The following is a 12,363-nucleotide window of genomic DNA, read 5'->3' as shown; positions in this document are numbered from 1 at the left end:
CCTTCCACGATTTTGCTCGCCATGCGCCCCGCCCTGCTCGATCCGCTGTTTGCTACCGTCGCCACGCTGACCGGCGTAGGGCCCAAGCTTGCCGATTTGCTGGCGAAGCTTTTGGGCCGGGACAGCGTCGAGGAAAGCCGCGTTGTCGACCTGCTTTTTCACGCGCCCTACAACATCATCGACCGGCGCAACCGACCCGGCATCGCGCATGCACCGCAGGGCGCCATTGTCACCATTCAGGGACGTGTGGACCGCCACCAGCCCGCACCGCCGGGCAATCGCTCCGCGCCCTACCGCGTCTTTCTGCATGATGAGACGGGCGAACTGGCGCTGACCTTCTTCCGTGCCAAGGGGGACTGGCTGTCCAAGGCATTGCCGGTGGACGAGGAGGTAATGGTCAGCGGCAAGATCGACTGGTTCAACGGTCGTGCCTCCATGGTGCATCCGGATTTCATGGTGAAGGTTTCGGAGGCCGAAAACCTGCCGCTGGTCGAGCCGGTCTACCCATTGACGGCAGGGCTTTCGCCCAAGGTTCTGAGACGTGCCATCGATGGCGCTCTCACCAAAATGCCGGTTTTTCCCGAGTGGATTGATGAGGCACTGGCGGCACGTGAAAGCTTTCCGCATGTGGCCGATGCCTTTCGCGATCTGCACGATCCGCGGGATGAGGCCGATATCGACGCGCAGGCCCCTGCCCGCCGCCGCCTCGCCTATGACGAGTTTCTGGCAGGTCAGCTTTCGCTGGCGCTTGTGCGTCAAAGGCTGCGCAAGGTCACCGGCCAACCCATCCGTGCCAAGGGCGATTTCGCCGCCAGAATTCTGGCCAACCTGCCGTTTTCGATGACGGCGAGCCAAAGTGCTGCCGTGAAGGACATTCTGACCGATATGGCCGGCGAAGACCGCATGTTGCGTCTGTTGCAGGGCGATGTCGGCGCGGGCAAGACGCTGGTGGCGCTGATGGCGATGGCCACCGCCGTCGAGGCTGGCGGCCAGGCCGTGCTGATGGCCCCCACCGAAATTCTCGCACGTCAACATTTCGCGACGATCTCGAAATTCGCCGCCACCGCTGGCATTTCCTGCGAGGTTCTGACGGGCCGCACCAAGGGCAAGGAACGCCGCGAGATCGAGGAGCGCATCGCGTCGGGTGAAGCGCAGATCATCATCGGCACCCACGCGCTGTTTCAGGATAGCGTGAACTATAAGAACCTCGTGCTGGCTGTGGTGGATGAGCAGCATCGCTTTGGCGTGCATCAGCGCCTGCGGCTGACCGCCAAGGGCATCTCGCCGCATATGCTGGTCATGACGGCGACGCCCATTCCCCGCACGCTGGTTCTGGCAGCCTTCGGGGATATGGATGTTTCCAAGCTGACCGAAAAACCGGCTGGCCGCAAACCCATCACGACCGTGACGATCCCCACCGAGCGCATCGGCGATATCGTGGCACGGCTGAAAAGTGCGCTGTCCGAAGGCAAGAAAGCCTACTGGATTTGCCCGCTCGTGGAAGAATCGGAGGAATCCGATCTGATGTCCGCTGAAGAGCGCCATGCCGTTCTCGCGAAGTCACTGGGCGCAGACATCGGCCTCATCCATGGCCGCATGAGCGGCCCAGAGAAGGACGCTGCGATGCTCGCCTTCAAAACCGGCGAAACCCGCCTGTTGGTGGCAACGACCGTGGTCGAAGTCGGCGTCGACGTGCCGGATGCGACGATCATGGTCATCGAGCACGCAGAAAATTTCGGCCTTGCCCAGCTGCACCAGCTGCGCGGGCGCGTGGGCCGTGGCGACGAGGCATCCACCTGCATTCTGCTCTACAAGGGACCGCTCAGTGAAAACGGCAAGGCACGCCTGTCCATTCTGCGCGATAGCGAAGATGGGTTCCTGATTGCCGAAGAGGATTTGAAGCTGCGGGGCGAAGGCGAGCTTCTGGGAACCCGCCAATCCGGCACACCCGGATTCCGCATCGCCAGCCTAGAAGCCCACGCCGACCTTCTCGAAATCGCCCGCAAGGACGCCGCCTATATGATCGAGCGCGACCCGGAACTATCAAGCGAGCGAGGCCGCAATCTGCGCACCCTGCTCTATCTCCATCGCCGTGACGAAGCGATCCGTTTCCTCCATGCAGGCTAACGACCATGAATGACATGCTCCTACCGCCAGCCGCCTTCAGCAAGGGCTACGCCCTTTGCTCACCAGACAACCTGCTGCTGCCGGAGACTTTCGCCAAAAGCGAAAAGAAAGCCATCGGGAAGAATTTCAAGAAGCCGGGGCGCAAGAAGGCATGGGCAGACGCGCAGGAAAAAGGATGGAGCGTGCGCTTCGTCTATATGCGCGTGTTCGTGCCGGTGTTTCATTCAACCTCGACAGCTGGTGGCGAGGTTTTTGACGACGATTGATCGTCAAACCGGCGCAATCGCCTTCGGCAGTTCGAAATCCGGAGCGACGAGACCGCCAGAGATCAACAGCTTTGCGCCGTCTTCCGGTGACATATCCAGCATAATGATCTTGTCTTTGGGCACGAAAAGCAGAAAGCCCGCTGTCGGCACCGGCGTTGGCGGAAGAAACACCGCCACCATCTCCTGACCTATTTCGTTGAAGCGATAGGCCAGTTCGCCCTTGGCATCCGACGCCACGAAAACCATGGCCCATGTGCCGGGTGATGGAAACTCGATGAGGCCGACCTTTTTGAACGAGCTGGAATGTTCCTTCAGAACCGATTCGAAAAGCTGCTTGATGCTTTTGTAGATGGGCCGGACGAAAGGCATATGGTTGAGCACCGACTCGCCAAAGCCGACGATCCATTTGCCGATGAGGTTGTTGCCGAGAAAACCGATCAGCGTAATGCCGATGACCGCCACCAGAAGACCAAAACCGGGAATGGCGACATCGAAATATTGTTCGGGATCGTAACGCGCCGGAATATAGGGCTTAACCCAACTGTCCACCCATTGCAGGAAGGTCCAGACCAGCCACATGGTGATGGTCACAGGTGCAAGGATGAGCACGCCTGTCAGGAAGCTGTTGCGCAAGCGCGTTGCAAAGGAAATTTTGACGGGAATTTCGGTCATGAATCCGCATACATTCGAGAAACTTCAAGAGATGAAGACTTTCTTGAACGGACAATGACCAGACCTGTTCCGTGTTTCAAGTGAATTATCGGTTACACAAGCTCAGCGCATGAAAGCTTTGCCGATCGCGCTATTGCGCCGACGCCTCTATGTGCTCCCCATCTGTTGAAAGAACGCGTTTTCGGGCACGGAAAAGCACGATGCTGGCAATGAGAGCAAAGACGTTGATGCCAACGGCTGTTTCCTCGACCGATCCTCCGAAGACAAAGCCCGCTTCAAAGCCGATATTGGCGTGATATGTAAGATAAAGTAACTTTTCCTGCACGCCATTGAGTATCACCGGTATTTCGAACCCCGTGGACCAACGCATTTCAACCGGGCCCCAAGCAACGATCGGTATTTGGGTTACGAATAACCCCAGAACCCAACGGTAGGCCCAAGCGTCTCCTCTGATGAAGCGGTAGCCGACATATAGAGACCACAAAAAGAGCAAAACAATCGTGACGAAAACGGCTACAGCATCGTAAGCGCCCTCATTGATTTTTTGATGTACCGTCAGCGCTAAAAAGCAGAGGGCGACGGCGGAACCACCGATCATGGAGAGCGCAAGAAACCGTGTTAACCAGCTGTGATTGAACATGAACCCTCAACATCAAGTGACGACGTTGAGGATTTCACAAGCACAGTAAAAACACAACTTTTAAGAGTTGAAACCAGGGGAATTTACTCCACCGTCACCGACTTCGCCAAGTTGCGCGGCTGGTCCACATCCGTGCCCATGAAGACGGCGGTGTGATAGGCCAGAAGCTGGATTGGTAGTGAGAAGACCATCGGCGCGATGATTTCGTCAACGTTCGGCAGAACGATGGTGGCCATAGTCTCGAGCTTGGAGGCAGATGCCCCCTTCTCGTCGGTGATGAAGATGATCTTGCCGCCGCGGGCTGCGACTTCCTGCATGTTGGATACGGTCTTGTCGAAGAAGCGGTCATGCGGGGCGATGACGATCACCGGCATGTTTTCATCGATCAGCGCAATCGGCCCGTGCTTCAACTCTCCTGCGGCATAGCCTTCCGCGTGGATATAGGAAATTTCCTTGAGCTTGAGCGCGCCTTCCAGCGCCAACGGATAGCTGGTGCCGCGACCGAGATACAGCACATCCTTGAAGCGGGAGAGATCACGCGACAGGGTTTCGATCTGCGGCTGGATGGCGTTGAGCACTTCGCTCATGACACGCGGCATTTCGATCAGGTTTCGGACGAGGTCCGTTTCCTGCTCAACCGTCAACGTGCCGCGCGCCTTGCCAGCGGCAATGGCGAGCGAAGCCAGAACGGCCAACTGGCAGGTGAAGGCTTTTGTGGATGCAACGCCGATCTCAGGACCAGCGAGAATTGGAAACACCGCATCCGATTCGCGCGCCATCGTGGATTCGCGGACATTGACGACCGTGCCGATCTTAAGTCCGTTCTCCTGGCAATAGCGCAGCGATGCCAGCGTATCAGCCGTCTCCCCGGATTGCGAAATGAAGAGTGCTGCCTGCGTCGGCAGAAGCGGCATTTCGCGGTAGCGGAATTCCGAGGCGACATCGATTTCCACCGGCAGGCGCGCATAACGCTCGAACCAGTATTTGCCGATGAGGCCGGACAGGTACGCTGTGCCGCAGGCGGAAATGGCAAGGCCGGTCAGCTTAGAGAAATCAATGGCGGGATCGGCATCCTTCACGCGCTTTTCGGCGAAGTCCACATAGTGGCTGAGCGCGTGGGAAATGACTTCCGGCTGCTCGTAGATTTCCTTTTCCATGAAGTGGCGGTGGTTGCCCTTATCCACCACATAGGCGGTCGCCTGCGAAATCTGGCGCTGGCGCTCGACGGGATTGCCGGAGAAATCGATGATTTCTGCGCCCTTGGCGGTGATGATGGCGCAATCGCCGTCCACCAAATAGGTGATTTCATTGGTGAAGGGCGACAGCGCGATGGCATCCGAGCCAAGGAACATTTCGCCACGCCCGTAACCGATGGCCAGCGGAGGCCCGGAACGTGCAGACAGCAGCGTCGTCGGGTCGTCCTGGAACATGACGCCCAGCGCATAGGCACCGGTGACGCGGTTGAGCATGGCCAACATGGCGGCGCGGTGGTCCAGACCATCGCGGGTGAACTTTGCCAGAAGCTGAGCGACGACTTCCGTATCTGTCTGCGTGGTAAAGGTGGCACCTTCTGCCGTCAGTTCATCGCGCAACTCGGAAAAGTTCTCGATAATGCCGTTATGGACGACGGCCACGCCATCCACGAAATGCGGGTGCGCGTTGGTTTCGTTCGGCACACCATGAGTTGCCCAGCGGGTGTGGGCAATGCCGGTCAGGCCGGGAAGCGGCTCTTCCGACAGCTTCTTTTCCAGATTGAACAGCTTGCCCTCAGCACGGCGGCGGGCCAATGCGCCATCATGGATTGTCGCAACGCCCGCGGAGTCATAACCTCGGTATTCCAGACGCTTCAGCGCATCCACAAGGCGCTCCGCAACCGGCTGCGTTCCAACAATGCCAACAATGCCGCACATGCAATTCTCCAAAAAAATTTTAGGGCATCGAGTCGGTCGAAGTCTTCTGACAATCTGATGCTTTTGATAGCCGAAGTCCTAGCGATTTCCGCAAAAATCGCAATTGCAACCGCGGTCACTTTCAATGTCTATCCGTTACGATTGTCAGGGCTTCTTCTTTGCGGTCTTGATGGCCTGCGCACGGGCTCGAAGATCCGTGGCGCGACCTTCCTTGATATCCTGACGGGCGCGACCGAAAGCCAGCGCATCGGCAGGCACATCCGCGGTGATGACGCTGCCGGATGCGACATAGGCGTCGTCACCGATATTGACGGGCGCCACCAGCGAGGAATTGGAACCGACGAAGGCGTTCTTGCCGATTCGCGTCTCGTGCTTGTTGATACCATCGTAATTGCAGGTGATCGTCCCTGCCCCGATGTTGCTGCCAGCACCGACGAAGGCATCGCCGATATAGGTCAGGTGGTTGACCTTGGCGCCCTCACCGATCTCGGCCTTCTTGACCTCGCAGAAATTGCCGACCTTGGAATTGGCGCCCAGATTGGCACCGGGGCGCAGACGGGCATAGGGACCAACCGTCGCCCCGCCACTGACATGTGCGCCTTCGAGATGAGAAAATGCGTGGATGACGGCTCCCGATTCGATGGTGACGCCGGGCCCGATCACCACGTTGGGTTCGATCAGCGCGTCCTGCCCGATCTGGGTGTCCCAGGACAGGAATACGGTTTCCGGCGCAATCATAGAGACACCATTGATCATGAACTGGTGGCGCGCGCGTTCCTGCCAGAGCTTTTCGATGGTGGCCAGTTCGGCGCGGTTGTTGCAGCCGATCAATTCGGTCTCAGGCGCATCGATAGCGACGGCCTTGCCGCCCAGCGAACGCGCTATTTCAACGATATCCGTCAGATAATATTCGCCCTTGGCATTGTTGTTGCCGATGCGGGTGAGAAGATCCAGCGCACGACGACCATTGATCGCCATCAGGCCACTGTTGCACCAAGTAACCTTGCGCTCGTCCTCCGTTGCGTCTTTTTCCTCACGGATGGCGACTAGCTCACCATTCTCGACCAGCAGACGACCATAACCCGTCGGCTTGTCGGTATGGAAACCGATAACCACGACATCGACATTCTCGCTCAGCGCCTGACGCGCCTTATCAAGCGTTTCGGATGTCAGCAGAGGCACGTCGCCATAGGCGATCAGAACATCGTCGTAACCGCTTTCGATGGCGGCGCGGGCAGCCAGCACGGCGTTGCCGGTGCCGAGACGTTCCTTCTGAAGATAGGGCTCGACGCTGACGCCCGCACCACGTGCCGCATCCGCCACCTTGTCAGCATCCCGGCCAACAACCAGTGCTGCGGCGGTGACGCCAGCCCCTGCGACCGCCTGCATCACATGCGCAATCATCGCCCGCCCAGCCACCGGATGCAGCACCTTCGACATGGATGACTTCATCCGTGTGCTTTCACCAGCAGCGAGAATGACGGCAAGGCAACTGCGTTCCATTGGTATCTCCGTAACAAACAAACGACGCGTACCAGAGCACGCGTCGGTCATTTAGCAGTTGCGCCATAAAGATCAAAGCAAGATCGAAAGCTTAGGATTTGACGGGGCCGTTTGCCTTGTAGACAGCCAGAAGTTCGCTGATCTCGATCCCCTCGATGGTAGCACCCATAAAACCACACCCGGAGAACTGCGCACCGGTCAGATTAGCGTTTTTGATGACCGCGCCGGACAGGTTGACGGCATTCATCGCCAGCCCTGACAGGTTCACGTCATTGATAGACCAGCCGGACATGTTGCTGTCGTTGAATGATGCGCCTGAGAAATTGATCTGGTTGAAGGAGCTGCCTGAAAGATTGCAATCGTTGAAGGTCGAGCCCGAAAGATCACTGTCATCCACGTCGAGGATCTCGGTTTGCCGAAGTATCTTCATTCACCACTCCCAAAAGAAAATGCCGCGCATGTGAGCTATGCGCGGCAAGATAGTGGTAGAAAAGGTTAGGTGCAACCGTTACTGCGGCAGCTTGTCGTCTACGCCTGCGACGTAGAAGTTCAGGCCGAGAAGGACCTTGTCTTCAGCCTTTTCGCCAGCCTTCAGCCACTCGGAACCGTCCTGCTTCTTGATCGGGCCGGTGAAGGGGTGCAACTCACCGGACTTGATCTTGGCTTCGGTTTCCTCAGCCATTTTCTTCACGTCATCTGGCATGTTTGTGTAGGGCGCCATGGTGAGGATGCCGTCTTTGAGGCCGTCCCAGATCGACTCGGACTTCCATGTGCCGTCCAGAAGCGCCTGTGTGCGCTTGATGTAGTAAGCGCCCCAGGTATCGACGATGGCCGTCATCTGCGTGTTTGGACCGGCCTTGATCATGTCGGATGCCTGACCGAAGGCCTTGATGCCGCGCTCGGCAGCAACCTGCATAGGCGCGGTGGTGTCGGTGTGCTGCGTCAGAATGTCGACTCCCTGGTCGATCAAGGCCTTTGCAGCATCAGCTTCCTTGCCGGGGTCGAACCATGTATTGGCCCAGACGACCTTGACCTTGAATTCAGGGTTCACGGACTGTGCGCCGAGAACAAAGGCGTCGATGCCCATGACGACTTCAGGGATCGGGAAGGACGCGATGTAACCGGCAACACCCTTCTTCGACATCTTGGCTGCGATCTGGCCCTGAATGTAACGGCCTTCATAGAAGCGCGAATTGTACGTTGCGAGGTTTTCGGCGTTCTTGAAGCCGGTGGCGTGTTCGAACTTCACCTTCGGGAATTTCTGGGCAACCTTGACGGTCGCATCCATGAAGCCGAACGAGGTCGTGTAGATCAGCTCGCAGCCGGAACGGGCCATGCGCTCGATGGCGCGTTCGGCGTCTGGTCCCTCGGGAACGCTTTCAAGGAACGGCGTCTCGATCTTGTCGCCGAAATGCTTCTGCAATTCCTGACGGCCGATGTCGTGCGCCTGTGTCCAGCCACCATCGGTCTTGGTGCCGACATAGACGAAGCAGACCTTCTTGGCGTCTGCGGCCTGCGCGGCGGGAATGGACCCGACGATAGCGGCGGCCGAGGCGGCCAGTGCGATGATGATTTTCTTCATTTTTACCCCTGCTTGGTTAGGCGTGAACCTGGTTTTTTTAGCGGTCCGGCACGAACGGTTTGCCGAGCGATGCCGGTGTATTGATCAGCGTTGTGCGACGATTATGGGAGATGATGATGAGGACCACAATAGTCGCTATGTAAGGCATTGCTGAAAGAAGTTGGGACGGCACACCGATGCCGAGAGCCTGCGCGTGCAGCTGGCCGATGGTAACGGCGCCGAAGAGATAGCCGCCCGCCAGAACCCGCCATGGCCGCCAGGATGCAAACACCACCAGCGCCAGCGCAATCCAGCCTCGGCCTGCCGACATGTTTTCCACCCATTGCGGCGTATAGACCAGCGACAGCTGCGCACCTGCCAGTCCCGCACAGGCACCGCCGAACATGACAGCGAGATAGCGCGTGCGGATGACGTTGATGCCGAGCGCATGGGCAGAACCGTGATTATCGCCAATGGCACGGATTTTCAGCCCCGTGCGGCTCTTGAACAGAAACCAGCCGATGCCGATGACCAGCGCAATCGACATGTAGAAAATCAGGTCCTGCCGGAACAGCGCCGGGCCGATGACCGGAATGTCCGACAGAACCGGAAAAACGATTGGCGGCAATTTGACGCCGGGCAGGCCGACGAAGCTCTCGCCCAGCATGCCGGAAACGCCGAGGCCGAGAATGGTCAGCGCCAGCCCAGTCGCCACCTGATTGGTGACGAGCGTCAGCGTCAGAAAACCGAAGAGCAGCGAGAAGACAGCACCGGATGCGATACCCGCGACGATGCCGATATAGGGCGAACCTGTGATATGGGCGGCAGCAAAGGCACAGACCGCACCCATGATCATCATGCCCTCGACACCGAGGTTCAGCACGCCTGCCCGTTCCGTAACCAGTTCGCCCAGAGCGGCAATGACCAGCGGCGTCGCAGCGGTGATGACGGTCAGAAGAATCGCCTGAAACATATCCATCATGCGGCTCCTTCAGTGCTGTTGCCGCGCCCGAAACGGATGCGGATCTTGTAGATGATCAACGTATCGCAGGAGAGCACGAAGAACAGCATCAGCCCCTGAAACACGCGCGTAACCTTGTCGGACACGCCGATGGAAAGCTGCGCCGCCTCGCCGCCGAGATAGGTCAACGCCAGCACGAAGCCGGAGGCGATGATGCCGAGCGGATTCAGGCGCCCCAGAAACGCAACGATGATGGCGGTGAAGCCGTAGCCGGGCGAAATCGATGGCTGCAAATGGCCGATAGAGCCGGAGACTTCTGAGATACCGGCAAGCCCCGCCAGCGCGCCTGACAGAACCAGCGAAAACCACACCATGCCGCGCGAGGAGAAACCGGCAAAGCGTCCTGCCCGTGGCGACTGGCCAAGTACCGTCACCTGAAAGCCGCGCAGCATGAAGCGCATCATGAACCACAAAGCGATGGCGGCGATGATGGCAAAGACGATGCCCCAATGGGCGCGACCGGATTCGAGAATTTCCGGCAGCACGGCGCTTTCGTTGAAGGCTGTCGTCTGCGGGAAATTATAGCCCGCAGGATCACGCCAGATGCCCCGCGTCAGCCAGTCCAGGAACAGTTGCGCAACATAGACCAGCATCAGGCTGGTCAGAATTTCATTAGTGTTGAAACGCGTTTTCAAGAGCGCCGGAATACCAGCATAGAGCGCGCCACCGGCAGCACCCATGATGAGCATCAGCGGCAGGATTATTGGCGATTGCCACTGCGGATAGAGCACCGGCAGGATGGAACCGGTGATCGCGCCGATGGTGAACTGCCCTTCGGCACCGATATTCCAGTTGTTGGAGCGGTAGCAGACCGACAGGCCGACCGCGATCAGGATCAACGGTGCAGCCTTGATCGCCAGCTCATGCAGTGACCAAACTTCCAAGAGCGGATCAATGAAGAAGCTGTAGAGCGCGCTGAACGGGTTCTTGCCCAAAAGCGCAAACATGATCGCGCCGAAGACCAGCGTCAGAGCCAGCGCCAGCAGAGGCGACAGAATGGCGAAGAGATTGGAAACGCCGGTTCGTTTTTCGAGCTCAATGCGCATGTGCGGCAGCCTCCGCATGTCCAGCGTGAACACCGCCCATCAAAAGTCCGATCTTTTCGCGGTTCATCTCGCCCGCCGGGTAGGATTGCGACAGACGCCCATCGGAAATGACAGCAATGCTGGAGGCCACTTCAAAGATTTCATCCAGATCCTGGCTGATGACGATCACAGCCGAACCTGCCTTGGCCAGATCGACCAGTGCCTGACGAATGCGGCTGGCGGCACCGGCATCCACGCCCCATGTCGGCTGGTTGACGACCAGCACGGACGGCTGGCGATCGAGCTCACGCCCGACGATGAACTTTTGCAGGTTGCCACCCGAAAGCGATCCGGCCAGCGGATCGTCCCCGCTCTTGCGTACATCCATCGATGTAGAGATGCGTCTGGCCGCATTCTTGATGGTCGAGCTGCGAATGACCTTCAGAAAACCGCCGCTAAGGAAGGCCTTTCTGTCGGAGCGACAGCGCGCCAGAAGCAGATTGTCAGAGAGCGTCATGGTCGGCACGGCGGCGTGGCCGTGGCGTTCTTCCGGCACAAAACCGGCACCCAGCAGGCGGCGGCCATTGATACCCATGCGCCCCACCGGCTTGCCACGCAGAAATATCGAGTCGTCCTTCGCGACAGGATATTCACCGGAGAGCGCGTCGAACAGTTCCCCCTGCCCGTTTCCGGCAACACCGGCAATGGCCAGAACCTCGCCAGCGCGAACCTTCATGGAGACGTCTTTGAGTGATACGGCAAAAGGCGTGCGGGCCGCGACCGAAAGGCCGATCATCTCCACGCTCACGTCACCAATAGTGCTCTCGTCATCGCGCTGAATGCCCGCGACATCCGAACCCACCATCATGCGTGCCAGAGAAGACGGCGTTTCCTTGCGCGGATCGCAGGCGCCCGTCACCTGGCCATGACGCAGAACAGTCGCGCGGTCGCAGATGCGCTGCACCTCTTCCAGACGATGGCTGATGTAGAGAACCGAGCGTCCTTCGGCCTTCAGCTTCGCCAGCGTTTCGAACAGACGATCGGCCTCTTGCGGCGTCAGCACGGAGGTCGGCTCATCCAGAATGATGAGCTGCGGATTTTGCAGCAGTGCCCGCACGATCTCGATCCGCTGACGCTCGCCCACCGAAAGGTCGGCTACGTGGGCGTAAGGATCGAGCGGCAGACCATAGGCCTTGGACAGCGCTTCCGCCTCGCGGGCAATCTCTCTCAATGAAATTTTCGGGTCCAGAGACAGTGCGATGTTTTCGGCAACCGTCAGCGCTTCGAACAGCGAGAAATGCTGGAACACCATGCCGATGCCGAGCTTGCGCGCCTCACCCGGAGAAGTGATGCGAACCGGCTCACCTTTCCACAGGATATCGCCCGCCGAGGGTTCCAACACGCCGAACAGCATTTTGACCAGCGTAGATTTTCCAGCCCCGTTCTCACCCAGCAGCGCATGAATTTCACCGGGCGCAATATCGAGATCGATCGCATTGCAAGCGCCGAATGTTCCAAACAGCTTGGTCAGCTGGCGAACGGACAATAGAGGCAAGGCCCCAGACGTCACCGATCCCGTCACCTGTTCCCCTTTTCCAACCCGGTGCCGCACTTTCTACGAAGTGTTAAGCCGCCGGA

General features: G+C 58.6%; 11 protein-coding genes. 2 read left to right on the top strand and 9 right to left on the bottom strand.

Annotation, left to right across the window (positions count from 1 at the left end; translation table 11 throughout):
* Positions 1-21 precede the first annotated feature (21 nt).
* Together recG and QRN55_RS09115 are read left to right on the top strand one after the other, a co-directional pair.
* A complete protein-coding gene (gene recG, locus QRN55_RS09120; protein ID WP_284776631.1) occupies positions 22-2,127 on the top strand; it encodes an ATP-dependent DNA helicase RecG in 2,106 nt (701 codons plus the stop codon).
* 5 nt (positions 2,128-2,132) lie between these two features.
* A complete protein-coding gene (locus tag QRN55_RS09115) occupies positions 2,133-2,393 on the top strand; it encodes a hypothetical protein (protein WP_284776469.1) in 261 nt (86 codons plus the stop codon).
* 3 nt (positions 2,394-2,396) lie between these two features.
* Here QRN55_RS09115 and QRN55_RS09110 read toward each other — a convergent pair whose 3' ends face one another.
* The 9 genes from QRN55_RS09110 to QRN55_RS09070 all read right to left on the bottom strand — a co-directional run bounded on the left by QRN55_RS09110 (position 2,397) and on the right by QRN55_RS09070 (position 12,307).
* Positions 2,397-3,065: a DUF502 domain-containing protein gene (locus QRN55_RS09110; protein WP_045229030.1), complete on the bottom strand. Its 669-nt coding sequence runs from the start codon at positions 3,063-3,065 to the stop codon at positions 2,397-2,399.
* Between the two features lie 130 nt (positions 3,066-3,195).
* On the bottom strand, positions 3,196-3,705 hold the full coding sequence (locus QRN55_RS09105; protein ID WP_284776468.1) for a hypothetical protein: 510 nt from the start codon (positions 3,703-3,705) through the stop codon (positions 3,196-3,198).
* A gap of 83 nt (positions 3,706-3,788) precedes the next feature.
* Positions 3,789-5,615 carry a glutamine--fructose-6-phosphate transaminase (isomerizing) gene (gene glmS / locus QRN55_RS09100; RefSeq protein WP_284776467.1) on the bottom strand — a complete coding sequence of 609 codons (1,827 nt, stop codon included), beginning with the start codon at positions 5,613-5,615 and terminating at the stop codon, positions 3,789-3,791.
* A 144-nt stretch (positions 5,616-5,759) separates the two neighbouring features.
* Entirely contained in the window at positions 5,760-7,118 is a 1,359-nt protein-coding gene (gene glmU, locus QRN55_RS09095) for a bifunctional UDP-N-acetylglucosamine diphosphorylase/glucosamine-1-phosphate N-acetyltransferase GlmU (protein ID WP_284776466.1), read from the bottom strand.
* Positions 7,119-7,209: 91 nt separating this feature from the next.
* Positions 7,210-7,548 carry a pentapeptide repeat-containing protein gene (locus tag QRN55_RS09090; RefSeq protein ID WP_284776465.1) on the bottom strand — a complete coding sequence of 113 codons (339 nt, stop codon included), beginning with the start codon at positions 7,546-7,548 and terminating at the stop codon, positions 7,210-7,212.
* A gap of 78 nt (positions 7,549-7,626) precedes the next feature.
* Complete coding sequence (locus QRN55_RS09085; RefSeq protein ID WP_284776464.1) at positions 7,627-8,700, bottom strand: BMP family ABC transporter substrate-binding protein; 1,074 nt, start codon at positions 8,698-8,700, stop codon at positions 7,627-7,629.
* Between the two features lie 37 nt (positions 8,701-8,737).
* Positions 8,738-9,658 carry an ABC transporter permease gene (locus tag QRN55_RS09080; RefSeq protein ID WP_065698266.1) on the bottom strand — a complete coding sequence of 307 codons (921 nt, stop codon included), beginning with the start codon at positions 9,656-9,658 and terminating at the stop codon, positions 8,738-8,740.
* The gene (locus QRN55_RS09075; RefSeq protein WP_284776463.1) at positions 9,658-10,746 is read right to left on the bottom strand and encodes an ABC transporter permease; all 1,089 of its coding nucleotides are present in this window, start codon (positions 10,744-10,746) and stop codon (positions 9,658-9,660) included. The genes QRN55_RS09080 and QRN55_RS09075 overlap by 1 nt, the downstream gene beginning before the upstream one ends.
* Positions 10,736-12,307, bottom strand: a complete 1,572-nt coding sequence (locus tag QRN55_RS09070; protein WP_502871306.1) for an ABC transporter ATP-binding protein — start codon at positions 12,305-12,307, stop codon at positions 10,736-10,738. The genes QRN55_RS09075 and QRN55_RS09070 overlap by 11 nt, the downstream gene beginning before the upstream one ends.
* Positions 12,308-12,363 lie beyond the last annotated feature (56 nt).

Source organism: Agrobacterium sp. lyk4-40-TYG-31 (assembly GCF_030209855.1).
GTDB lineage: Bacteria > Pseudomonadota > Alphaproteobacteria > Rhizobiales > Rhizobiaceae > Agrobacterium > Agrobacterium vaccinii.
Note: the sequence above shows the minus strand (reverse complement) of the source record. Positions and strands in the feature narration are given on the sequence as shown.